This is a genomic window from Roseibium sp. TrichSKD4 (assembly GCF_000148725.1).
Classification (GTDB): Bacteria; Pseudomonadota; Alphaproteobacteria; order Rhizobiales; family Stappiaceae; genus Roseibium.
In genome coordinates, this window is sequence record NZ_GL476320.1 from 1,145,107 (window position 1) to 1,167,539 (window position 22,433).

21 protein-coding genes are annotated in these 22,433 nt (G+C 51.6%); 14 read left to right on the top strand and 7 right to left on the bottom strand.

The annotated features are described in order from the left end of the window. Nucleotides 1–2: 2 nt before the first annotated feature. The 4 genes from TRICHSKD4_RS26000 to TRICHSKD4_RS26015 form a co-directional block, all read right to left on the bottom strand. Complete coding sequence (locus TRICHSKD4_RS26000; protein WP_009760277.1) at nt 3–1,169, bottom strand: Gfo/Idh/MocA family protein; 1,167 nt, start codon at nt 1,167–1,169, stop codon at nt 3–5. Further along, the gene (locus TRICHSKD4_RS26005) at nt 1,166–1,912 is read right to left on the bottom strand and encodes a copper homeostasis protein CutC (RefSeq protein ID WP_009760278.1); all 747 of its coding nucleotides are present in this window, start codon (nt 1,910–1,912) and stop codon (nt 1,166–1,168) included. The genes TRICHSKD4_RS26000 and TRICHSKD4_RS26005 overlap by 4 nt, the downstream gene beginning before the upstream one ends. Further along, the gene (locus tag TRICHSKD4_RS26010) at nt 1,912–2,817 is read right to left on the bottom strand and encodes an ROK family protein (protein WP_009760279.1); all 906 of its coding nucleotides are present in this window, start codon (nt 2,815–2,817) and stop codon (nt 1,912–1,914) included. The genes TRICHSKD4_RS26005 and TRICHSKD4_RS26010 overlap by 1 nt, the downstream gene beginning before the upstream one ends. 190 nt (nt 2,818–3,007) lie before the next feature. Then, entirely contained in the window at nt 3,008–3,913 is a 906-nt protein-coding gene (locus tag TRICHSKD4_RS26015) for an N-acetylmuramic acid 6-phosphate etherase (protein ID WP_009760280.1), read from the bottom strand. 198 nt (nt 3,914–4,111) lie between these two features. Here TRICHSKD4_RS26015 and TRICHSKD4_RS26020 point away from each other — a divergent pair, with 198 nt between their 5' ends. From TRICHSKD4_RS26020 to TRICHSKD4_RS26045, 6 genes are all read left to right on the top strand, one after another. Continuing rightward, nucleotides 4,112–4,879 carry a GntR family transcriptional regulator gene (locus TRICHSKD4_RS26020; protein ID WP_009760281.1) on the top strand — a complete coding sequence of 256 codons (768 nt, stop codon included), beginning with the start codon at nt 4,112–4,114 and terminating at the stop codon, nt 4,877–4,879. 37 nt (nt 4,880–4,916) lie between these two features. Beyond that, nucleotides 4,917–5,921: an SIS domain-containing protein gene (locus tag TRICHSKD4_RS26025; protein WP_168157078.1), complete on the top strand. Its 1,005-nt coding sequence runs from the start codon at nt 4,917–4,919 to the stop codon at nt 5,919–5,921. Further along, complete coding sequence (gene nagA, locus TRICHSKD4_RS26030) at nt 5,918–7,096, top strand: N-acetylglucosamine-6-phosphate deacetylase (protein ID WP_009760283.1); 1,179 nt, start codon at nt 5,918–5,920, stop codon at nt 7,094–7,096. The genes TRICHSKD4_RS26025 and nagA overlap by 4 nt, the downstream gene beginning before the upstream one ends. Before the next feature lie 280 nt (nt 7,097–7,376). After that, the gene (locus TRICHSKD4_RS26035; protein WP_009760284.1) at nt 7,377–8,585 is read left to right on the top strand and encodes an ABC transporter substrate-binding protein; all 1,209 of its coding nucleotides are present in this window, start codon (nt 7,377–7,379) and stop codon (nt 8,583–8,585) included. Beyond that, the gene (locus TRICHSKD4_RS26040) at nt 8,524–8,937 is read left to right on the top strand and encodes a hypothetical protein (RefSeq protein ID WP_139052278.1); all 414 of its coding nucleotides are present in this window, start codon (nt 8,524–8,526) and stop codon (nt 8,935–8,937) included. Before TRICHSKD4_RS26035 ends, TRICHSKD4_RS26040 begins: the two co-directional genes overlap by 62 nt. After that, a complete protein-coding gene (locus TRICHSKD4_RS26045; RefSeq protein WP_009760286.1) occupies nt 8,919–10,385 on the top strand; it encodes a response regulator in 1,467 nt (488 codons plus the stop codon). The genes TRICHSKD4_RS26040 and TRICHSKD4_RS26045 overlap by 19 nt, the downstream gene beginning before the upstream one ends. A gap of 13 nt (nt 10,386–10,398) precedes the next feature. Here the strand turns inward: TRICHSKD4_RS26045 and TRICHSKD4_RS26050 are convergent, their stop codons facing one another. Next, nucleotides 10,399–11,661, bottom strand: coding sequence for a urate hydroxylase PuuD (locus tag TRICHSKD4_RS26050; RefSeq protein ID WP_009760287.1), 1,263 nt, complete (start codon nt 11,659–11,661; stop codon nt 10,399–10,401). A 107-nt stretch (nt 11,662–11,768) separates the two neighbouring features. Here TRICHSKD4_RS26050 and TRICHSKD4_RS26055 point away from each other — a divergent pair, with 107 nt between their 5' ends. Then, entirely contained in the window at nt 11,769–12,722 is a 954-nt protein-coding gene (locus TRICHSKD4_RS26055) for a LysR family transcriptional regulator (RefSeq protein WP_009760288.1), read from the top strand. Nucleotides 12,723–12,823: 101 nt separating this feature from the next. Next, a complete protein-coding gene (gene puuE / locus TRICHSKD4_RS26060; protein WP_208993203.1) occupies nt 12,824–14,218 on the top strand; it encodes an allantoinase PuuE in 1,395 nt (464 codons plus the stop codon). 15 nt (nt 14,219–14,233) lie between these two features. On the opposite strand, the gene TRICHSKD4_RS26065 is transcribed toward puuE, so the two are convergent. Next, entirely contained in the window at nt 14,234–15,217 is a 984-nt protein-coding gene (locus TRICHSKD4_RS26065) for a type I glyceraldehyde-3-phosphate dehydrogenase (RefSeq protein WP_009760290.1), read from the bottom strand. Nucleotides 15,218–15,562: 345 nt separating this feature from the next. Here TRICHSKD4_RS26065 and TRICHSKD4_RS26070 point away from each other — a divergent pair, with 345 nt between their 5' ends. After that, nucleotides 15,563–17,269, top strand: coding sequence for a methyl-accepting chemotaxis protein (locus tag TRICHSKD4_RS26070; RefSeq protein ID WP_009760291.1), 1,707 nt, complete (start codon nt 15,563–15,565; stop codon nt 17,267–17,269). Nucleotides 17,270–17,555: 286 nt separating this feature from the next. After that, the gene (locus TRICHSKD4_RS26075; protein WP_009760292.1) at nt 17,556–17,765 is read left to right on the top strand and encodes a hypothetical protein; all 210 of its coding nucleotides are present in this window, start codon (nt 17,556–17,558) and stop codon (nt 17,763–17,765) included. 279 nt (nt 17,766–18,044) lie between these two features. Here TRICHSKD4_RS26075 and TRICHSKD4_RS29830 read toward each other — a convergent pair. After that, nucleotides 18,045–19,171, bottom strand: a protein-coding gene (locus TRICHSKD4_RS29830; RefSeq protein ID WP_085979601.1) for an IS3 family transposase whose coding sequence is annotated in 2 segments (ribosomal slippage) — nt 18,045–18,907 and nt 18,907–19,171 — 1,128 coding nt in all. Because the reading frame shifts where the segments join, the coding sequence is not laid out codon by codon here. A 29-nt stretch (nt 19,172–19,200) separates the two neighbouring features. On the opposite strand from TRICHSKD4_RS29830, the gene TRICHSKD4_RS26090 reads away from it, so the two are divergent. From TRICHSKD4_RS26090 to TRICHSKD4_RS26105, 4 genes are all read left to right on the top strand, one after another. Further along, on the top strand, nt 19,201–19,647 hold the full coding sequence (locus TRICHSKD4_RS26090; RefSeq protein ID WP_009760293.1) for a virulence-associated protein E: 447 nt from the start codon (nt 19,201–19,203) through the stop codon (nt 19,645–19,647). Between the two features lie 179 nt (nt 19,648–19,826). Continuing rightward, a complete protein-coding gene (locus TRICHSKD4_RS26095) occupies nt 19,827–21,176 on the top strand; it encodes an IS5 family transposase (RefSeq protein ID WP_009465529.1) in 1,350 nt (449 codons plus the stop codon). Then, nucleotides 21,137–21,562, top strand: a complete 426-nt coding sequence (locus TRICHSKD4_RS26100) for a hypothetical protein (protein WP_040617430.1) — start codon at nt 21,137–21,139, stop codon at nt 21,560–21,562. The genes TRICHSKD4_RS26095 and TRICHSKD4_RS26100 overlap by 40 nt, the downstream gene beginning before the upstream one ends. Then, nucleotides 21,559–22,433: DnaB-like helicase C-terminal domain-containing protein (locus TRICHSKD4_RS26105; protein WP_040617431.1), on the top strand; the 875-nt coding region annotated here is incomplete at its 3' end. The genes TRICHSKD4_RS26100 and TRICHSKD4_RS26105, both read left to right, overlap by 4 nt.

Here is a 22,433-nt window from a genome sequence, read left to right on the forward strand (position 1 = left end):
TCCTAAACCAGCCCGTAGCTGTCAAATCTCTGCCATGTCTCGGTCATGTCGATGACAGCGCGAGATTTTCGGGCTTCGTCCATTTTTATCGCGGTGAGGCCAGCTTCCAGTGCGTCGAGAACGCTGACAGGCAAGTCTCCGCCATTTTCGAAATAGGCAACCAGATCACGTGCCATGCCGTCGTCGGCTCCATAATGGCCGGAGTGCCCCTGGCCGACCTCTGGCATGTCAATCAGGCAGCGCGACGTGTACGCGTCGTGAACCTTGTAATAGTTGCGAATGAAGTCGCCTTCCGCAATGCCTTTTGTGCCCATCACGGCAAACCGGCGAAACTCGTCAGGCACAAACATGTTGGTGTGGAAGCACAGGTTTGCGCCGTCTTCATATTCAACGAGTGCGGTCTGGTAGTCGATGATATCGCCGTCCGATTCAAAGTCAGCATTGCCGCCTCCCCACCGGGGTGTGAATGGGTCGACCCGATCTCCGGCGTCCGGCTGCGGGAACTTTTCGCGAGTTTCCGGCTGGTTTTCCGGAACGAAGCTTTTTCGCCCGCCAAAGCTGGAGACGTAGCGTGGACGCTGTCCGACAACACCTTGATAAAGGTCGAGGTCATGGCAGCACTTTTCCAGCATGAAGCCGCCGGAGTACTTTGAATATCGGCGCCAGTCCCGCATGAAGAAGGAGCCATGATAGGGGCCAATATGCTCCGCCGCCTCAATTGAGACAATCTTGCCAATTTGACCACTGTCAAGGCTCTTACGCAGCGCCACGTAAAGGGGGGAATACCGCAGGACCAGGCCAACCAGCACCCGTTTGGCACCACCATGCGCCTTCATCAACTCCAGCAGCTCAAAGGTCTCTTCTTCGCCGACAACGATTGGCTTTTCGGCAAAGATCTGTGGCACCTCAGACTGGAGAGCGATACGCAAATGCTCGATATGCATGAAGTTCGGTGACCCGATCATCAATAGATCGAGTTTTTCCCGGTTCAGCATCTCCTGCAGAGTTTCGTATTGGGCAGGTTCTGAGCCAGCATATTTGCGAACATGAGGGAGGCCGGCTGGTGTCGGGTCGACATAGGCAACGAAGTCCATATCCGACTTGTGGGCTTTAAAATAAGCCCCCACATTTGCAATTCGAGCGCCGAGGCCAACGAAACCAACCTTCATGATGCGATCCTCGAAATTTGGCTAATGGCAGATTTCATCTCTTGAACGAGTCTCGCGTCGGTCACTTTTTCCCCGCCCGCCGGGACGAACCCGAGAATGACATTGCTGTCTCTCAAATCTGCAGGTTGACGAAGGGCGGAGCAGGAAGAGTGGATTTCATCCGCTGTCGTTTCGTTAATAATCTGCGCAGCGTTGTCAGGGGTGATGCCAGTGCCCGGCATGATGGAAATACGTCCGCGAGCAGCTGAAACAAGGTCTCGCATGAGCTCGGTGCCTTTTGCAGCCACTGGCTGCTGACCTGATGTCAAAATACGCTCAAACCCGAGATCGATTGCTTCTTCAAGGGCTTTAAATGGGTCTTTTGCCGTGTCGAAGGCCCGGTGAAGTGTTGCGGGTAGTCCAGCGATTTCAACGACGTCTTTCAAGAAGACAGTATCTAGAGTGTGATTGGTGGTGATGGCACCTACGACAATCCCTTTTGCTCCGTTTTGCCGAACTGTCCTAGCATCTTCTAGTATGGCGTTTTTCTCATCATCGGAATAGATGAATGAGCCGCCCCTAGGGCGCAGCATGACATAAACTGGAACGTCAAGTTTTGATGCGTATTTCTGGAAACCCGCTGAAGGTGTTAGGCCGCCTTCAGCAAGGCTGGCACATAGCTCGATGCGATCTGCACCATTTTGAACTGCAATACGAGCCCCTTCAATTGTGTCAACACACACTTCAAGCAGTGGAGCACTCATTACGCAGCCTCCATTGTGGCGTCTTGGGCAATCAAGCCGGCACCGACGAGACCACCATTGGCCGCATGCGTGCCACGAACCACCAGTGGATAGTCATATCTTGCGAGCGTTCTTGCGCGGGTTTTCCGGTCAATTTCGGCGAGTAATTCTGCGTCGGAAGACAGGCCGCCGCTGACAGGGACGATATAAGGCCCGAGCGTGTTGATGATTGCTGAGAGTGGCCGTGACAGAAGGGTGGTGTAGGCGTCAATTGTCTTGGCGGCGTTTGGGTCTTTGTCGCGCCAGCGACCGGTAACTTCCAGACTGCTGATATCTTCGCCATGCAGCATGAAATGGATTTTCTCCATTCCCCGAGCAGAACCATACGCATCTACACAGCCAGTACGCCCGCATCCGCATTTGATCGGATCAATACCATTAATGGTACCACCCGCGGTGGGATCAACCATTGGACCATGACCCCATTCTCCGGATATTCCACCATAACCTGGAACAAGGTGATTGTTGATTACCAATCCACCACCGACGCCAGTTCCAAGGATCAGTCCGAACACAACGGGTTTGTCGACCCCAGTCCCCAGACGTGCTTCGGCGATCGCAAAACAGTCTGCGTCGTTTGTGACTTGAACTGGACGCCCAATCGCTTTTGCAAGGTCAGAAGCGACTTTGCGGCCATGCAGGCAGGGAATGTTGGCGACGTCTGCAATGCCTGAGATTGCGTCAAACGCACCTGCCAAAGAAATAGAGATCGGGCCCGCATCTGGTGCTGCAGACTGGATTGCGCTCACAAATGCGTCCCAATCGGCCTTTGGTGTTGGGACACGGCCAAGCTCCGGGACCGTTCCGTCTGCCAGACGGCGCCCGAACCTCAAATATGACCCCCCAATGTCGAAACACGTCGTCATTTTGTTCCCAGCAGCATGACTAAATTTTAATACCAATATTAGACCAATCTTTATGTGAGTAAATAAAAAAGATTGATTGGTATCAATTTTCGACGGGCTGCGATGGTGCCCGGCACTGGCTACAGGGGTATAATTACAAAGGAAATCAGGTTCCTGTTAAAAATTTGGAGAGATTTTATTTCTTAACGAATTAGGTGTCTGAGGTCGTTGAAATGTCGAGCAATGGTCTGAGATTGCCGTCACATTCAGCGATTTTCTGGCGGGCAATATCCACTGGCAGATCATCTCTAACCATAAGGATTGCAACTTTAACATCGCCGAGGGTTTGCTTGAGCGCAAACTGTGCGGTTTCGATGTCGCAACCAGCAATATCCATGATAATCCGGGTAGCTCGGATTTGAAGTTTTTCGTTGTCTGCAACGAGGTTGACCATATGTCCGCGCACGGCGTGCCCAAGCCGCAATGCGACCAAAGTGGACATCATGTTTAAAGCAACTTTTTGAGCTGTGGCGGCGCCTAATCTCGTTGAGCCTGCAATAATCTCAGGTTGGGTTTGCAAAAGAATCGGAACATCGGATTGATGCAGGAGCGGAGTGTCGGGATTGTTAGCCAGTCCGATGGTCGTGATCCCTGCCGCCTTAGCTGCATTCAGTACACCTAGGGTGTAAGGCGTTGTTCCGCTGGCAGAAATGAGAATGAGGCAATCATTTTCCGACAGACCGGAAGCTGCGAAATCGTTTGTGCCCCCTTCCAGAGAGTCCTCGATGGAGCCCTTCATGGATTTGAGATTGTCTATTCCGCCTGCAAACAGCATCCGCAGGCGATCCACCGGGTACCCAAATGTTCCCGGCAATTCGAGATAGTCGCACAGTGCTGCAAGGCCGGCGCTTCCGGCGCCTGCGTATCCGATCAGCCGTTTCTCTATGATTGCCTTTTGGATGAGTGACGCGCCTTTGGCCAGTTGGGGTAATGCGGAATGAACCGCATTCAGTGCTTCAGTTTGCTTTTCGAGCAAAAGGCCAAGGATGTTTTCATCGGAGCTTTTGGCAAGTCCGATAGCGTCTGGGTCTCTTAGTTCTGTGCGTGGCAGTGACATGGATGGGTATCCGTGACTTTTAGGCTCATATTGCCGAAACTTGCGGGTGGCGCAAGTCTTTGAATTTATATTCATTCGACCCAATTTCTAGTTGAAGACGAACCGCCTAATAAAATTCTTCGGAAAATTGGCTTCGCATTTTTCAATATTGGTATTATAAAGGTATTGTCGTGATTTAAAACGGGACGCCCGCGCTTCATGTCAGATTTTGTATCGATGCTTCAAGACAGGTCCTGGCTGGAGAACGGGAGCGGCCCGAGATATCTGCAGCTAAGAGAGCGGATACAGGAGGCGATACAAGCTGGTGTGTTGAAAGAGAACCAGTCGCTTCCGTCAGAGCGTGAAATTGCAGCAATCACGGATCTTTCTCGCGTCACTGTTCGAAAGGCAGTGTCAGGCTTGGTCGAAGACCAGGTCGTCGTCCAAAGGCGCGGTAGTGGCTCTTTCGTAGCCCCTAAGGTCCAGAAAGTTGAGCAAAAGCTCTCGAGCCTGACGTCTTTCACAGAAGATATGGCGCGTCGCGGACTTACAGCAGACAGTGAGTGGTTGACGCGTGGTTTGTTTCTTCCTTCTCCCGAGGAAACCTTCACTTTGGGTCTTTCGGTCGGCGAACGTGTTGCCCGGGTGGACCGGCTTAGGAAAGCCAATGGCACTCCGATGGCGATCGAGCGTGCATCTTTATCCGAACGCTCTGTCCCTGATCCTACCAAAGTCACTGTCTCCCTCTACGACGAACTGAAGCGTGCTGACCTTCGACCGGTCAGGGCGATCCAGCGAATTTCTGCCCGTAATTTAGAAACTGAGGATGCAGACCTGCTTGGCGTGGCGGTTGGGGCGGCCGGGCTTAAAATTGAGCGCGTTTCTTATCTTGCATCAGGACGGGTCGTTGAATTTACCCGCTCCGTCTATCGTGGCGATGCGTATGACTTCATCGCCGAACTCCAAATTTCCGATGAGGCTAACTGATATGCAGAGCTCAGCTCTCAAAACGAATGAAACTCACATGCGGCGTGAGATTCAGGAAATCCCTGCAGCAACACAACGACTGTTTCAGGAAAGCTTGGAACCTGTTCGCAAGGCGGCAGATACAGCGCGCAATGCTAAATATTTTGCGACAGTAGCTCGCGGCTCTTCAGATCATGCGGCGACTTTCTTCAAGTACGCAGTCGAAATTTACCTTGGTAAGCCGGTCGCCTCAATTGGGCCGTCAGTCACATCTGTTTACAAGAAACGGGTTGCTTTGGACGGTGCTTGCGTTCTGGCGATTTCCCAGTCTGGCGCCAGCCCTGATATTTTGTCATTGGTTCAGGATGCAACTGAACAGGGTGTTTCAACCATTGGTCTGACAAACACGAAGGGGTCTCCGCTCGCCGGCGTTTGTACCAACGCGATAGATATCGCTGCCGGGCCAGAGCTAAGCGTTGCAGCAACCAAAACCTACGTATCATCAGTCGTTGCCGGTCTCATGTTGATTGCGGAAATGTCAGATGATGAAGATTTGCGAGCTGCCTTGAAACGCCTGCCAGCCCGCTTTGAAGCTGCAATCGATCAGGATTGGACTTCGATGAACAGTGCGGTTGACGCGCATGGCTCGCTCTATGTCATTGGTCGTGGGCCCGGTTTTGCTGTTGCTCATGAAGCCGCGTTGAAGTTCAAAGAGACTTGCCAAATTCACGGCGAGGCATATTCTTCTGCGGAAGTTTTGCACGGACCTGTTTCCATCGTTGGCGAGAAGTATCCAGTTTTGGCGCTGGCGTCTCGAGATGAAGCAGAAGAAGGCTTGGTCGAAACGGCGGATTCCATCTCGGGAAATGGCGCGCTTGTTTTTGCAACATCGTCGAAGGTAAAAGCTGCGAAGGCCTTGCCTCATGTTGAGGATGAGCACCCCTTGACCGATGCGCTCATTCAGATCGTGTCTTTCTATAGCTTTATCGAACAATTCGCCCTGCATCGCGGATTGAACCCTGATACTCCGCGTTTTCTCAAGAAGGTGACACAGACCGTATGACCATGGACTGCAAAGCCTATCGCGCGGAACGTATATTTGATGGTGATCAAGTTTTAACTGACCACGCCGTTGTTGTGTCTGGTGAGCAGATCGTGTCGGTGCAACCTGTTGCCGAACTTGACACCGCTACGCCTGTTGAAGACCTTGCTACGCCTGTTGAAGACCTTGGAGATGTCCTGCTCTCTCCGGGTTTTGTAGATCTACAGGTTAATGGCGGCGGTGGCATCATGTTGGGCGATGTGCAAAACGTCGACGACGTTGCCCAAATTTGTGCTGCCCATATCAGCCTCGGTACAACGGCATTGCTGCCGACATTGATCACTGATGCTCCTGACAACACACAGCGCGTTGCTGAGATTGGAGCCGCGGCGTGGAAGGCTCAAGTTCCAGGATTTCATGGCCTTCACATGGAGGGGCCGCATTTAAGTGCAGCGCGAAAAGGCGCTCATGATGCGCAGCTCATCAGACCCATGACCTATGAAGACCTTGAGGTTTATGCGGCAGCGGCGTCCGACTTGCCAAATCTCTTGATTACTGTTGCGCCGGAGACTGTCCCTGTTGAGACAATCGCTAAGTTGGTTGGTTATGGGGCTGTTGTGAGCCTTGGTCATAGCGGGGCGTCCTATGATGTTGCCATCTCCGCGGCAGAGGCGGGAGCAACGAGTGTCACGCACTTGTTCAACGCTATGAGCCCGCTGCAGCATCGCGATCCCGGCATGGTTGGGGCTGCACTCAATTGCGGCAGTCTTCATGTCGGACTTATCGCAGATGGGATCCATGTTGATCCTGCCGCCATACAATTAGCGATGCGTGCAAAACAGGACCCTGCTCGGATATATCTGGTCACCGATGCCATGTCGGTAGCTGGAACTGAGAAGACCCGATTTGAGCTGGGCGGTAGAACTATCTTTAGAATGAACGGACGGCTTACGCTCGAAGACGGCACTCTGGCCGGCGCAGACGTCGATTTTTCGTCTTCGCTACGTGTGATGGTGAAGCAGGTAGGTGTTTCTTTGGAGGAAGCCTTGCGGATGGCCACACGATATCCTGCGGAAGTTATCGGCAGGTCAAATCAGGTAGGTACTCTTCAAGCAGGTGCGCGATCCGACTTTATTGCGCTTGATTACGACTTCGGTGTGAAGGCTGTGTGGCTCGGCGGGACGAAAATTCACTAAGCAGACTGAAGCAAGAGCATAACTGCATGACTGAGAAGGTGCGCAGTTACACGGTCCATTCACGAGTATTGGTCGTAGTTTGAGCGAAATCATCAGTTCGCATCACCACCCTTGTCACAATAAACGATGATCAGGCGGTTGCTGTAGAATGATGATAAACTTCTGATTTGTAAATTTGATCTTATTTCGCTCGCCCTTCAGATATTCATGAATGGGCTTTTGCTTTGTTTCTCAATGTTGATATAGAAAATGGATACTTCGATCTTCTCAGGGATTGAAAATGCGTCCTGTATATATTGCATTTCTGCTGGCTACCCTGTTTGCTTCCGGTCAAACTACCGCAGATGAAGTTCCGCGCGTTGAGATGCTCCACATGTGGCGGACAGACAGTGAGCAACATGCGCTTGGCGCATTTCGCGATCCGCTAATTGCTGATGGTGTCGATTGGTACGATTACGCAATCGACAACAATTTTCAGGGTATTCAAACAGAATTTTCAAATCGACTTTCATTGGATGATCCACCAACTGCAGTGCAATGGATAGTTGGGGAGGAAATGCGGCGTTTGGCTGGAGGGGATGCTATCCGGCGCATTCCGCTTACGCTGGAAATCACGAACCGTTTGCATCCTAAAGTCATTGAACTTGTTGAAATCGATGGAGAACTCGCTGGAATACCAGTGGGGATCCATACACAAAACCATATTGTCTACAATCGGCGGATTGCTGAGAAAGTGGGCATTGAGATACCGGAGACTTGGGATGACCTGATCGCTCTCGGAACAACTCTGTCGGAAAATGGTGTTTACCTGATTGCTGCCTCAAATCAGGAATGGCAGTTGCGTGTGTTGTTTAACTCCATTTTGTCTTCGGTTTTGACCGCAGATGAATTTCGACTTGTCATGTCGCCTCAGACCTCGGTTGATCACCTAGTTCCCAAATTCAAGACTGCCTTTACAACTTTTGCGCAGCTTAAAATGTTTGCCGATCCGAATGATGACGACCGGAGTTGGGAAGAAGTGACAGAAGTTGTAGCTGACGGAACGGCTTTTGCCCAAATTCTCGGGGATTACATCGTACCGGAATTTCCAGATCGTGAGGCAATCGTTTGCAAACGATCACCTGGCGCGAATTTCATTATTTGGGGAATGGATAGTTTTGTATTGCCCGAAACGAACGATCAAAGTGTTCGTATCGGACAAGATAAACTTGTCAAAGCTATCCTTTCTCCCGAAAATTCAGCTGAATATATCTCCCGGAAGGGCGGCGTACCGGTGACAAGAGATGCAGACCTGTCACGGTTGGGACCTTGTTCTTTGGCAGTGGCGGAGAGCTGGGACCGAATAGAGAACCGCATCTGGACCGGCGGTGATGTTTGGCGTCATCGTTTTTCCGCAATGGCCGCCGTCGCAAAACGTGAGTGGGATAATGAACAAATTGACCCAGAAGCTGCAGCCAAAAGACTTGCAAGCGTCCTCGGGGCAATATGACTCACTGAAGGCCTTTTCAAGCAACCAACGCCAAGCATCCTATGCGATGATGTTGATTTCAGCGCTGGTCGTGGTCAGCTGTTTGTTTACTTATGAGGTGTTTCGAATGCAGCGGACGATGTTTGAAATCGTCGTTCTTGCGAATGAAAACATCAATGTCTGGCGCCGGATCGAGAAACTTGTCACGTTTGAGCCTATCGATCGTCGGGATGGATCTCTAAACGAGAGAATGGCCAAACGCATCCAAAACGAAGTTGCTCGAAAACTCGAAGAATCTGAAGATTACGAGAGACGAATTGAACAAGCGATGGGCGAAAGCAAAACATTTTTTTTTTGCTGGACGATCGCATAACCGGTTCGCTTGTATCGCAATCAAAAGTTCCGAAAGCCATTCGATCCAAGCTTGAGCACTATGCGTCCCTTCCGCTTGAGCTGATGCCCATGGGCATCACGACTTGGGATGCCGATCTGAAAATCGATTTTCTAAGCTCAAACTATCTGCGCCCGGCTTCGGATTTCGTGAAGCAAACGACCTTGGTTGGTGAGCGCATCACACAAATTGCCCAGTATCTTTTGCTCTTTATTGGTGCGTTTCTCTTGCTGTTCGTGGGATATGTCTATCGTTTTTTTCTGTCGCCGATTTTTTCGGAAATGATCCGAATGCACAAACAGATCATTCAAGCGAAAGAACACGAGATGCACTACGAGAAACTACGTGTTCTTGGTCAAATTTCCGGAGGCGTCGCGCACGAATTCAACAATGTCCTTAACATCATTTCAGGTAACGCTGAGATGGCTCGTTTGAAGAGTGGACCAGATGCAGAATGTGCGCGGTACGTGGATAAAATACTGGATACGTATATCCGCGCCGCAACTCTGACAGACCAGTTGCTGATGTATTCTCGCCGGCGTCATTTAAATGAAGCACGTGTGTTCCTACCGGATTTTTTCGAAGGATTGGAGAAAACTGGTACGTCGCTGCTTGATGGCGATATCGCACTGACTATGAAATCAGATGCGGAAGTTACCGTTTTTGTTGATCCGGTTTTCTTTGAAACCTCTGTCCTAAATCTGGTTTCCAATGCTCGAGATGCCATCCTCATGGGAGGTGGCTCCCGCGTAAAGATTTTCTCCAGCGCAGATGGGGTAGGAAATGTGCGGATCGCTGTTGTCGACGATGGGCCAGGTATTCCGGAGAACGCCTTGTCGTTGGTTCGGGAGCCCTTTTACTCGACAAAAAGTCGAGGGCGTGGAACAGGACTAGGGTTGGCCATGGTGGAAGGTTTTGCGGCACAGGCAAATGGGCGGCTCGAAATTTCGTCTAAACCGGGACGCACAGAAGCAGCGTTGGTGCTACCGGTGGCAGAGCACTCAAGTCACACGTCGATGGCCTCGCACTTGGAAGCTGATGAAACTCAAGGGTTGTCGGGCAAACGTATACTTATCGTAGAGGACCGAATAGACGAATTTGGGTTCTTGACAGAACACTTGCGCTCGGTTGGATGCAATGTCGATATAGCGAAAACTGTTGCAGAGGCGGGTGCCAAGCAAGGTGAGCTCTGGGATATTGTTCTGTGTGATGTGGACTTGGGTGAGGGCAGTGGGTTGGATGTGTATCGAAGCTTCCAGCACAAGAATGTACCGCCACCCTTCATATTCATGACTGGCAACATACCGAATGAAGCCATGCGGGATTCCGTGGTGCGGACAAAACAGCGAATTTTGATGAAGCCGTTTCGCATGATGGATATGATGGAAGCCATACAAAAGACGATCCAATCAGTGACCCCAACGAAATAGTCGCCTTTGAACTTCAATTAGATGCAATACCAAAAGGCATTTTTGACTTGGCATCACGGTACCATTCGATGATGGTCTGTCGCTCGCTGGTTTCCATATGCGAAACATTTGCAGGCGGCATGGCGTTTGTGACACCCGCCTGAAGGTAAATTTCATTCGCTGCAGCGACAATATCTGCTTTTGTTTCCAGAACGACACCCTTGGGTGCCCAATAAATGCCCTCATAATAGGGTTCGCGCGCATGGCACATCGCACAGCGTCCCGGAACAATTGCCATCACATCATCCATATGCGCTGCGTTAGCGAAGACTTGTTCAGTCTTGGTTAGTGGTCGGTTCTCGGAGTGGTCATAGCTATCGTCGGACCATAGCGGTGCCATGCTCAGTTGAATAATGAGAATGAAGAGGATTGCGGTAACCGCCCAAGTCCATGTGGGATTTCCTGCGCGAGCATGCTTTGTATTGAAGTAGATCCGAATGGTGACGCCCATCAGAAACACAAGCGCTGCAATCACCCAATTGTACTCCGATGCGAAGGCAAGAGGATAGTGATTGCTCAGCATCAGGAACACGACTGGCAATGTCAGATAGTTGTTGTGGGTGGACCTTAGCTTCGCGATTTTGCCGTATTTCGCGTCGGGCTTGCGACCGGCGATCAGGTCGGCAACGACGATCTTTTGGTTTGGAATAATGATGAAGAAGACATTCGCAGTCATGATTGTGGCTGTGAAAGCGCCCAGATGCAGCATCGTTGCCCGGCCGGTAAACACCAGATTGTAGCAATACCCCATGGCCACAAGCAGACCGAACAGCAAGATCATGAGCAGGGTCGGTTTTTCAGCCAGACCGGATTTACAGAGGAAGTCATAAACCAGCCAGCCGATCGTCAGCGACGCGGCTGAGATCAGAATCCCTTGCCACAACGCAAGGTCGGTTTTTTCCGGATCAAGCAGATAGAGCTCGCCGCCGACCCAATAAATGATCATCAGGAGTGCAACGCCTGAGAGCCAAGTCGAATAACTCTCCCACTTAAACCATGTCAGGTGGTCGGGCATGTTTGCCGGGGCAACGAGGTATTTTTGGATGTGGTAGAACCCACCGCCATGCACTTGCCATTCTTCTCCATGCGCGCCTTCTGCCAAGTCGGGTGTCTTGCGCAAGCCAAGGTCCAGAGCCACAAAGTAAAAAGAAGACCCGATCCAGGCGACCGCAGTTATGACGTGGAGCCATCGAACAGCAAAAGCTAGCCAATCCCAAATGATGGCGATATCATACATTTTGCGTTTCCTCCCATAGATCGGCTGCACATTATCCCGAATCTGAATTACCTTGTATCTCAACAAAATCCGAGCAGCTTCAAAAATAACGGAAAAATGGGCGACGAATGGCCTACCTTGAAAACATCCGCACGTTCATAAGGGTCTATGAACTGGGTAATATGTCAGCAGCTGCGCGGGACCTTCGAATTTCATCAGCTGTCGCGTCGTCGCGGATTTCCCAACTTGAAGAACATCTAAATGTTCGGCTGTTTCAACGCACCACGCGCGCCTTGAGTCCGACGGAACAGGGGAACCTGTTTTACAACGGCGCTGTAAAGATCATTGATGCAGTTGAGGAGGCGGAAGCGGAAATTTCGAATGTGACCCGGCAGCCAAGAGGAACCTTGTTCATTGCTGCGCCGATTGGGCTCGGGCAGCGTTTCTTGGCACCGTTGATTCCGCTGTTCAAGAATGACAATCCACTTATTGATATTCGCCTCCGGCTGTCAGATCGTAAGGTTGATCTAGCAGGTGAAGGACTCGATGCGGCTTTCTTTTTGGGAGTGCCAGAAGATTCCTCCCTTCGCATTCGAAAAGTGGCGGATTGTGATCGTGTCTTGTGCGCGTCGCCCGCGTATCTGGAACGCAAAGGGGTGCCGAAGACCAGCGAGGAGCTGGTGGATGGAACCCATGATTGCCTCAATATTCGCTATCCCGGGGCGCCCGAGTTCCAGTGGATGTTGCAAAGCCAATCCGGTGTAAAGAAGGTCGCCGTGCGCGGCCCATTTGAATCGGATCACGGAGATGTCCTCACCAGTTGGGCGCTGGATGGTCATGGCATCATCCTCAAGCCGGTATTCGAGGTCGCCGAACACCTATCCAATGGAGCGCTACGAACGGTTCTAGAAAATGAGCCGCCAGTTCCAGTCCAGATGGCTTTCCTGTACACGCACAAGAAATATCAGGACCCGAAAGTTCGGCTCTTTATAGATTTTGTCGTGCCTCATATTGAAAAGGCATTGAAGGCGTCGGTTGAACAGGTGCGGGTCGAAAGCGAAGCACCTTCAAATATCACCTGAAATTCAAAAGCGAATTCTGGTTTATACAGTTGCTGAACCCATATTGGCCGTGGGCTTGGGATGGTGAGGGAGACAGCAAGGTGTCGCGATATATTAGAAACATGCGAGGCTATGGTCCGAATCCGCCGGATCCAAAATGGCCGAACAACGCTAGGGTCGCTGTTCAGTTTGTTCTCAATTATGAAGAAGGTGGCGAAAACTGCGTGCTTCACGGAGATTCGGCTTCTGAAGCCTTCTTGTCTGATATTCCGGGGGCTAGCCAATGGGCTGGGCAGCGCCATTGGAATATGGAGTCCATCTACGAATATGGCGCCAGGGCCGGTTTTTGGCGGATCCATCGGCTGTTCACCCGCGCCAATATACCGTTGACAATTTACGGCGTTACAACTGCGCTCGCCCGCAGTCCGGAACAGCTTGAGGCCATGAAGGCGGCGGGTTGGGAAATTGCCAGCCACGGCCTTAAATGGGTCGAGCACAAGGACATGTCGGAAGAAGAAGAGCGTGCTTTGATCGCAGAAGCGGTCCGTCTTCACACCGAAGTTGTCGGTGAGCGTCCGCGTGGGTGGTATACGGGCAGATGCTCTGAAAACACCGTCCGTCTGGTGGCTGAGGAAGGTGGTTTTGACTATATTTCAGACACCTATGACGACGATCTGCCCTACTGGCTCTCTATATCGGGTCGGGATCAGCTGATCATTCCATACACACTGGAAGCCAATGACATGCGGTTTGCAACGGCTCCAGGTTGGACGGATGGCAATGACTTTGCGAATTATCTGATTAATGCTTTTGACGAGCTTTATCTTGAAGGCAAAACAGATACGCCGAAGATGATGACGGTGGGGCTACACTGCCGTTTGATTGGACGACCGGGCAAGTTGGCAGCGCTTCGTCGGTTCATTGAGCATATCCAGTCACATGAAAACGTCTGGTGTCCGCGCCGCATAGATATTGCCGAGCACTGGAAGGCTCTTCACCCACCTGGAAAAACGGTCCAGTCGAGCACCATGGATCGGGATGAATTTGTTTCAGTTTATGGCGGGATTTTTGAACACTCACCCTGGATAGCTGAACGCGCTCATGATCTTGAGTTAGGGCCAGCACATGATTGTGCGTCCGGCATGCATAACGCAATGTGCCGTATGTTTCGAACAGCCAATGAGCAGGAGCGTTTGGGCGTTTTGACAGCGCACCCTGATTTGGCAGGCAAACTGGCTCAAGCCGGGCGTTTGACTTCAGAAAGCACTTCGGAGCAAGCCAGCGCTGGTTTGGATATGCTAACAGACGAAGAGCGAGAGACGTTTACCCGCCTCAACAATTCTTATGTCGAGAAACATGGCTTTCCGTTCATCATCGCCGTTCGTGATCATGACAAGGCTTCAATCATGAAAGCCTTTCATCGGCGGATCGACAATGATCGTGAAACGGAGTTCACTGAAGCTTGCCGTCAGGTCGAGCGAATTGCGTATTACCGGTTGAAGGACCTCCTGCCGTAATAGCGGCAGGATTATTTATCGGGTAATCATCTTTTCCGCCATTTCGATCATGCGGGCGGAGAAGCCCCATTCATTGTCGTACCAACCGAACAACCGAAGTTGATGACGACCGCTTTGCATGGTCTCAGGCAGGGCGATGATCAGCGACTCCGGGCGCGCTCTCATATCTGTTGATACAACAGGGTCATGTGTAAAGCCGACCACTTTGCTTTTAGAATAAGTCCCTTGAAGCCAAGAATTGATGTTCGTCGGCAGCTCTTTTTTGACAGTGACCGTCAGATCGACCGCTGACACACTGATGGTTGGGACGCGGACGGCAGAAGCGGTCATGCGGCCATTCAGATTTGGAAGAATTTCAGCAATTAGCCTTGCAGCGCTTGTTGTGGTCGGCACCATTGAGACCGCACCTGCGCGGCTTCTTTCCAAAGCACCTCTAGGCGCGTCAACCATGGGCTGGCTGCCGGTATAGCAATGGATGGTCGTCATGTGCCCATGCTCAATTTCGAGGCGATCATCCAGCCCCTTGAGCAATGGGGCCAGTGCATTGGTGGTGCAGGATGCATTGGAGACAATTTTCTCATCACCAAGATTATCCGCATTGGCTCCAAGCACGAGTGTTCTATTCGCAGCGAGCGAGGGGCCTGATATCAGCACCTGGCGTGCGCCTGACTTCAGACCGCGCTCTGCAATTTCTCGGGTTTGAGCCTTGCCTGTGCACTCCATGACAAGGTCGATCTGGGAGAGGTCGAGAATGGAAATATCGGGTTCGGACGTGAAGGAAACACGCTGTCCATTGATCACAAATCCATCTGCGGACGCTTCAACAGAACCGGGATAAGGGCCAAATACACTGTCATATTTAAAAAGGTAGAGAGCGGTCTCAAGACCGGCGATGTCGTTGAGCCAGATCGATTTGGGTTTGCGATCAGCAGGAAGGGCAAGGAGTTGGCGCAGAACGGTCCGGCCAATGCGACCGAACCCATTTATTAGCAAGTGCATGGCGAGGTCCGATTTCGTTAAGAAGCCTTTCCGCCTATCATCAAATTTGTTCGGGTAGGAAAAAACATTGTCTTCGATGACAATTCACCATGGGATGCGCACCGCGGAACCGGGATTTCTCGGTAATGTGCAATATGCGTGAACGCGATTGAAATGCTGAATGACGCGGTGCTGTGAGACGGTTGCCTCATATTCAATTGATTAACGGGTGTGATTTTTCACAATTCACGTTACGTCAAGTAATAATATGTAACGATAATGTATTTCGTTATCGGTAATTCTTAGGTGTTTTGTTAATATTTGCATCTAGTCTCTCGCATACTGTTATCGGGAGATTAGTGAACCATGTCGTTAGCTCGTTGGCCTCTGGCCCTCAAAATATTATCACCTGTTTGCGTTATCGCGCTTTTCACAGCAGCGCTCGCTGTCGTGTCGCTTTCATCCCTCAAGGAGGCGATGTTCACCGAGCGGATGGTGAAAATCGAAGATATTTCACAAACAGCCAAAAACATTGCTCAGCGCTATTATGAACTGGAACAGTCTGGTGTTCTTTCCCGTGAGGATGCACAAGCACAAGCGGTCAATGCAATCTCGGCCATGCGCTTCGAAAAAGGCACAAATTATATTTTCGTATTCGATTACGATGCGGTAACGGTTTCCCATGTCAAAGAAAGCTTGATCGGCAAAAATCTTGCAAGTCTTGAAGATGCCAACGGTGTTCGGGTTATAACCGAACTCGTAGACCGCGCTCAAAATGGTGGTGGCACCTTGCAATATTTGTGGCCCCGGGCGTCCGGTGACGAACCGATTGAAAAATGGGGTTATGCAGTTGGTTTTGAGCCTTGGCAGTGGATGCTTGGAACCGGTGTCTACATTGAGGATCTGAATTCGGCTTTCTGGCAACAAGCCATGGTGACTTTAACGTTGACCCTGCTCGGCGCTGTGGCAGCAGGTGTGATTGCGCTTCTCGCTATTCGCAGCCTTGTACGTCCTCTACGTGAACTCACTACCAACATGAGCTCTTTGGCTGATGGCAACACCGACATTGTCGTCGCCGGAGCGGAACGCGGCGATGAAATCGGCAAAATGGCCGCTGCCATGAAAGTCTTTGTTGCCAATGAAACGGCGCGCAAGGAACTGGAACTTCGTCAAAAAACGGATCAGGAATTGGCGGCTCAGACTGGCGAGCAAGTTCGCCGCTTGAGCCAGGATTTTGATAGCCAAATAACCGAATTAATGCAGACGATTGAGCTGTCAGTTGGTCATCTGAAAACCGCATCGTCGGAAATGATGATTGGCGCAGAACAGACATCTGAAAAGTCTGGCATTGTTTCCAAATCGTCTTCTCAGGCGTCCAGCAATGTCGAAACCGTCGCTGCTGCTGCTGAAGAATTGTCAGTTTCTGTCAACGAAATCCGCCGTCAGGTGCAATCCTCAAGCGAAATTGCAGCGAAAGCGGCAACTGAGGCTTCTGCGACCAATGAGCGGATGAATGGGTTGTCAGACGCAGCTGCGCGCATTGGTGAGGTGGTCACCTTGATTCAGGCGATTGCCGAGCAAACCAATTTGCTGGCCTTGAATGCGACCATTGAGGCTGCCCGTGCCGGAGAAGCCGGTAAGGGCTTTGCGGTTGTTGCAGCTGAAGTTAAAGAGCTGGCCAACCAAACGTCAAAGGCAACCGAAGAAATTTCCAGTCAAATTTCTGCCATTCAGGGCGAAACAGAACAAGCCGTCGGCGCGATTGGTGCCGTGACTGACATCATCAGCACGATGAACGAAATTGCCTCCTCAATTGCATCGGCTGTGGATCAGCAAGGTGCAGCAACGCAAGAGATTGCACACAATGCTCAACAGGCTTCGCAAAGTTCTGTTGAAGTGGGGCAGACCATTCACAGCGTTTCCGAAGCAGCTGAAAGCACCAAACAAACAGCTCATACAGTCGATGTTGCGGCAGTCGATCTAGAAGAAAATGCTGCTGATCTGCGCTCCAAAGTTTCGGCGTTCCTTGGTGGTGTCCGGGACCTGACAAGCCAAAAAGGTGAAGCAGCCTAAAATCTACTCTCTACACCTTCATAGCCCGCGGCTCTAAAGCGCCGCGGGCTTTTGCTTGCCAACGTGAAGAAGGAAGCACCTGATTTTTTGGAGCGAAGTTAATATCGCAGCCGACTTCCATCTGGGGTCTCAGAACTTGATATCTGCTCTGATTTTGACTTCAGAGCGCGAGTGTAAGACTACCAATTTCATTTCTCAGAACTGCAGTATTAGCTATCAGCCAAATGGATCGGTTCGACAACAGAACTATCACTTCTTCGCAGTCAATTCGCCTGAACGGTTAGTCATGCTGGAAGGTAAATACAGAAACCAAGTCACGTCAAATGTCGGGCAGGACCTTCTCTTCAACCGCATTCTGACGGTGATCGCCTTCCCGCTCTTTGGTGTGTTCTTACTTTTGAAAGGGAAGGGGCAATCGCGCAGTGAGCCGGTGCGTCGAGCCGCTGAAGCCCGCCAGCCTGTCATTTTTGAGGCTGGAGATCATCCAGCAAGCTGAAATCATAGCTCTGTTATAGGTGCTGCCAGCAACACTGGCTGACGATCCTATGGGCGACGGGTGTGGAACAATGGAATGTGGGGAGGTGGCGGAAGAGGTGACGGTTACAATAAATACATAATACGTTGTTTTTGTTTATGTAAAAGGCTGGATCAAAAGCAATATACCCGCTTTTCTAAGCCGTTGCCTTGTAGTTGACCCTTGGTTGGGAAAGCATCCATTCCTCGATTTCATGCTCGTACCACTGATCAGCCCCACCTGAGTGGTCCGTTTTGATTGTTAGTGCATGACTGGGCTTTGGTCCATCCGGACGATGGTTTCTGGTGCCGGTGGTCGGTAGCCCAAGGCGCTGTGTGGGCGTTTGGTATTGTAATGTTTCCTCCATTGTTCAATCAGGATTTGTGCTTCCTTTAAGCTGTAGAAGATTTCACCATTGAGTAGCTCATCTCGGAGGCGGGCGTTGAAGCTCTCGCAGTATCCGTTCTCCCATGGCGAACCTGGTTCGATGTACGCGGTCTTTGCACCCACAGCGTTGATCCAGTCCCTGACTGCCTGAGCAATGAACTCCGGCCCATTGTCTGATCTGATGTAGGCTGGAACACCTCGCAGGATGAAGAGATCCGTTAGCACATCAATCACGTCGGTGGAGTTCAGATTTCGCTTCACCCGGATTGCCAGGCACTCTCGGGAATACTCGTCCAGGATGTTCAGTGTCCGGAACGCTTTTCCTTCATTGGTTCGGCAGTGCACGAAGTCATAGCTCCAGACATGATTGGGATACTCTGGCCGCAGCCGGACACATGATCCGTCGTTCAGCCAGAGCCGCCCTCTCTTCGGTTGTTTCATTGGCACTTTCAGCCCCTCTCGTCGCCACAGCCGCTCAACACGCTTGTCATTCACATGCCAACCAGCATCTCTGAGCAGAGCTGCAATACGCCTGTAACCGTAACGGCCAAACTCACGGGCGAGTGCGATCATATCCGCCACAAGACGTTCTTCGTCAGCACGCCCTGCTGGAGGTTTCCTCTGCGTAGACCGGTGCTGACCCAGAACACGACAGGTTCGGCGCTCTGACACGCCGAGATGCTGACGAATGTGATTGATGCAGGCTCGACGACGGGCGGGGCTCAGAAGTTTCCCTTTGCGGCCTCCGACAAGATCAACTTGTCCAGGGTCAGGTCAGACACTGCCTTGCGCAGCCGCTCGTTCTCTTTCTGAAGGCGTTTGAGTTCTTTCAGTTGGTCGGTTCCCATCCCACCATACTGCTTTCGCCACCGGTAATACGTCTGTTCGGTGATACGAACCTGCCGAATGGCATCAATGCGCGGCATGCCTTGGCCGACAAGGACTTCAACCTGCCGCAACTTCGAGACAATTTCTTCTGGCTTGTGACGTTTCGTAGCCATGTTGATCCTCCGTTTTCCTAAACATAACGATGGACCACTTCAAAGGGGGAGGATCAGCGAAGATCAAGAAAGGGCTCGGACCATGCGCTGAAAAGGGCGGAGCAATCCGGCTGTTCCAATCAGATGGCTGCACCACGATTGGAGCCTGTGAAGGTGTCGAAAGTGGTTATGGTGCGTGGAATATCGCCGGTCGGGAATTTCCGATCTGGCCCATGATGTCCACCTCCGGAATGAAGCGTTTCATCCCACCGTTTGAAGTCGAACGCATTGTCGGCTTTCCAGACGGCGATATCGAGTTTGACGATCATAAGAAGACATGGAGGGAACCGCCGGGCCGAAAAGCTTGGCTGAGCCTTGAAAGCCGTGTGCAGGAAGAGGGCATCGTTACCGGGATGAACCCGACCGAATGGAACGGCACTGACCCTCTCGACAACTGGAACGACTTTCACAAGAGATTTGGAGGTATCGCCGCATGAACAGTTCAAGGCGCGGATTTCTGAGCCTGTTGGGTGGTGGTGCGATTGCTGGGCCGAAGGCACTTAGTTCGCGCTGAAAAACCCCTTAACTGATTGAAGAGTATGGATACCCATTGGGTTTTGGATGTGTGAATATGCCGGTTAGTTGATCCGAAGCACGCATTTTCTGGCATATTCTCATGAGACCTTCAAAACGCAACAAACGGTGTGGCGATCTGTTCAAGGAACGCCTGGCCGCAATCATCGATATGAACCATTCGTTGGTGCGGCTGTCTGGTCTGATGCCTTGGGATGAATTTGATGCGGAGTTCGGCAGGCATTATCGCCCCTTGGGACGACCGGCCAAACCAACGCGTCTGATGGCCGGGCTGCACTTTCTCAAGCACATGTACGATCTTTCCGATGAAGAGACGGTTGAGCGTTGGGTTGAAAACCCCTACTGGCAGTCTTTCTGCGGTTTTGAGTTTTTCCAGCACCAATTCCCCATTGATCCCTCAACCATGACCCGCTGGCGCAAACGGATTGGTCCTGAGGGAATGGAAAAGCTTCTTTCTGCTACGGTAGGTGTTGCGATTGAGAGCGGGACGATCAAGAAGAGCAGCCTTGAGCGGGTCTTGGTTGATACGACCGTTCAACCCAAAGCCATTGCCCATCCCACCGATAGCCGTCTTTATCACAAGGCCTTGCAGCTTCTGGTGCGCCAGGCCAAGAGGGCCGGCATCATCTTGCGTCGCAGCCATACCAGAGTTGCCAAAAAGGCGGCCTTGATGGCGGGCCGTTATGCCCATGCCAAACAGTTCAAGCGGATGCGCCGGGAACTCAAAAAGCTGAAGACCTATCTGGGCCGGGTCTATCGCGACATCTCCCGCAAGATCGCAGGCAACGAAGGTCTTGAGCACCGGTTCTCCCGTCTGCTGGGACTGGTGGAGCGGCTTCTGGCCCAGACCCCCAAGGACAAAAACAAGATTTATTCCATGCATGCGCCGGAAGTGGCCTGTATTGCCAAGGGCAAGGCGCGAACACCTTACGAGTTCGGGGCCAAGGTTGGCATTGCCACGACCAATCGGGAAGGATTGGTTCTTGCGGCGAGGGCTTTTGAGGGCAATCCCTATGATGGGCACACCTTGAATGACACCATCAGTCAGGCTGAGAAAGTCTGCGGCACCAAAGCTGAGCGTGTCTATGTGGACCGTGGCTATCGGGGGCATGATTATGAGGGCGACGCCAAGGTCATGATCTCCGGCCAGAAGCGCGGGCTGACGGCACAGATGAAGCGTGAGCTGAAACGACGATCAGCGATCGAGGCCACCATCGGCCACATGAAAACAGATGGACGACTTGACCGGAACTTCCTCAATGGCAAAAATGGCGATGCCATCAACGCCCTGCTGGCCGCAGCCGGTCATAACCTGCGTCTGATCCTCAATGCACTGATCATTTTGCTGCTCTGGATCACAAACCCCATCCCCAAACCGGTCAAATCGAATATTTGCGTATTGCTTCGGCCACGCGCAACATCAATGGCTTAGACGTTGTTCAGGGCGGACCACTTAAAGGCACCGTTGCAAAGGTTGTCGGTTCGGAGCCGACCAATATCTCAAGCATTGCAACAGGGCAGGGCATGTCGCCAGAAATAGATATGAGTTGGCGAGCCCGTGAGGTGTTGGACATGATCAGGCGACCTCAGCAAACCGCCACACGCAACAAGTATCACGACCACGTATTTCCGGACGTTGAGGCGCTCGTTTCGGTTTCTCCGGTCAATAAGCACCGGATGAACAAGCAAAGAGAACGCGAAAGTAACTTGGCCTATCACATCCGTGATTTGGTCCAACACTACAAGCTCGATTGGATGGGCCTGAGTGAAGAACAGTTGATTGAACAGATCGAAAATATTGCTTGGGACCGACCATGATCGAAGGCTTCCCCGACAACGAATGCGAGTTCATTGGCCTTATCCTTCAATCACCGCCAAGTATCGCAGCCTATCAAACCCGTGTGCCGCCCGAAGCTTTCACAAACCGGCTCACACGCATGATCTGGGAAGGCATGGTGAGGCTTTCCAAGTCTGGGACAACACTATCGGTTCCAGCTTTACGGGAAGCGGTGAAAATTGATCCTTCGGCCTTTGGTATTCCGGGCCTGCCTGCCTTTTTGACAGTCTGCATGCAGAAGGCGAAAGGAGACCTAAGCCAAGACGAGCTGGCAGAAATCTTGTGTGCCCAAGCCACAAGGCTTCGTCTCAGTGAATTTGCCTCCAAGCTGATGAAAGACCTCAACGACGGCAGGAAATCAGGAGAGGAACTGGCGCTGGAGGGTTCCGCATTCCTTGCAAACATGGCAGCGGCTCAACGGCCTATGGTTGGCATATCCATTCACGAGGCCGGTCAGCGGGCAATCAAGGACCAAGACCAAACACTCCGCAATGGAACTGGCCGGGGCCATGACTGGGGTATCAGAGCGCTCGATGACATCATGGGGCGGATTGTTCCCGGTGATTTCGGTTTAATGATTGGGCCGTCAGGTCACGGGAAGTCTGCTAAAGCGCGAGGATTGGCAAATCACATCGCATTGCGGGATCCGGTTCTAACGATCTCAGATGAAGAAATGCCGGAAGACATAGCCATCAAGGATATGATCGCACGAACAGGTGTTGATAGCAGGAATATTGAAGACGGCACGCTGCGCCCTGACGATCTTGAAAAGCTCTGTGCAGCCAACATGAAACAGCACGGGCTCCAGTCCTATTTCGAATACACCGACGATATGCGGATATCGAACATCGA